The organism is Clostridium rectalis, assembly GCF_900626095.1.
GTDB classification, from domain to species: domain Bacteria; phylum Bacillota; class Clostridia; order Clostridiales; family Clostridiaceae; genus Clostridium_AS; species Clostridium_AS rectalis.
Genome location: NZ_UYZZ01000025.1, coordinates 1 through 1511, shown reverse-complemented (window position 1 = coordinate 1511; position 1511 = coordinate 1). Strand labels below are relative to the sequence as shown.

Genomic DNA, 1511 nt, shown 5'->3' with positions numbered 1-1511 from the left:
AATCAGTATCTGGTGATTATGGCTTGAAGGTAACACCCGTTCCCATACCGAACACGAAGGTTAAGCTTCAAAGCGCCGATGGTACTGCAAGGGAGGCCTTGTGGGAGAGTAGGTCGTCGCCAGGTAAAATTATGGCTGGATAGCTCAGTCGGTAGAGCAGAGGACTGAAAATCCTCGTGTCCCTGGTTCGATTCCTGGTCCAGCCACCAAAGTCCTATCATTTTGATAGGACTTTTTGTTTTAGGTAGAAAAGTATTTGAAAGTATGTCATAATTAGATTAATTTGTGTTTAGCAAAATTTAAACAAGAAGGAGAATAAAAAATGAAAGATAAAGTGTTAGCTATTTTGAATGGAAAAGAAATAACAGAAAAGGATTTACATGAAACTATAGCGAAATTTCCTCCAGAAAGGCAATCATATTTACAGACAGAAGAAGGAAAGAAACAGCTATTAGATGAGATAATAAGTTTTGAATTAATATATAATTATGCTAAAGAAAATGGAATGGAAGAAGATAAGGATTATATAGACCAATTACAAAAACTTAAGCGAGAAATATTAATACAGGTAACTATTGGGAAATTACTATCTAAAATAAATGTTACAAATGAAGAAATCGAAGAATTCTATAATAATAATAAGCAATTATTTAAAAATGAAGAGATGGTTACTGCAAAGCATATTTTAGTTAATACAGTAGAGGAAGCAAACAATATAGTAAATGAAATAAAGAATGGATTAGATTTTGAAGAAGCAGCAAAAAAATATTCAACATGTCCTTCCAAAGAAGCAGGTGGTAACTTAGGTGAATTTGGTAGAGGAAGGATGGTTCCAGAATTTGAAAAAGTAGCATTTGAATTAGAAGTTGGAGTTGTAAGTGAACCAGTTAAGACTCAATTTGGTTATCATATTATAAAAGTAGAGAATAAGAACCAAGAATCTGTTAAAACTTTAGAAGAAGTAAAAGATAATATAAAATATCAATTGGTACAACAGAGACAAAAAGAAAAATATATAGGATTTACTAATGAATTAAAAAATAAGTATTCTGTAGAATTAAAATAAGTTTTTAAATTATAGGGTATCCCAATTTTGGATACCCTGTTTTGATTAATTATATATAAATATAACAAAAAAATACATTTTTTAACTAATAGTAATTTTGTTCGATATATTTTATTGAAATAGGTTGACATAGGGGGAAAAATAAGGTACTATTAATAGCACAGCAGTTATTCAATTTAGTCAAAACTTTGTAAATTAAATTTTAAAAGTGTTGACATGAGATTAAATAAATGTTAATATATAAAAGTCGCTTGAGGGCGATGAGTTGATCTTTGAAAATTAAACAGAGAAGAATGAAACCAGTTAATTCTTAACACAAAGTGTTAAAATAGCGATGAGCTAAAAAAGATTAAACTTTTAAATTGAGAGTTTGATCCTGGCTCAGGACGAACGCTGGCGGCGTGCCTAACACATGCAAGTCGAGCGATGAAGCTCCTTCGGGAGT

The 1511-nt window shown here is 31.0% G+C and carries 1 protein-coding gene, 1 tRNA gene and 2 rRNA genes; all 4 read left to right on the top strand.

What is annotated here, in order from left to right; translation table 11 throughout:
- Positions 1 to 8: 8 nt before the first annotated feature.
- A 5S ribosomal RNA gene (gene rrf, locus EJL03_RS15830) occupies positions 9 to 125 on the top strand.
- Positions 126 to 133: 8 nt separating this feature from the next.
- Positions 134 to 209 (top strand) — tRNA-Phe (locus tag EJL03_RS15825).
- A gap of 113 nt (positions 210 to 322) precedes the next feature.
- Positions 323 to 1066 carry a peptidylprolyl isomerase gene (locus tag EJL03_RS15820; RefSeq protein WP_125154921.1) on the top strand — a complete coding sequence of 248 codons (744 nt, stop codon included), beginning with the start codon at positions 323 to 325 and terminating at the stop codon, positions 1064 to 1066.
- Between the two features lie 358 nt (positions 1067 to 1424).
- Positions 1425 to 1511: ribosomal RNA gene (locus tag EJL03_RS15815) — 16S ribosomal RNA — on the top strand; the annotation flags it as partial.

Excerpts from the sequence above, each read along its gene's own strand:
- EJL03_RS15820 (WP_125154921.1), top strand. The coding sequence starts at position 323 with ATGAAAGATAAAGTGTTAGCTATTTTGAATGGAAAAGAAATAACAGAA.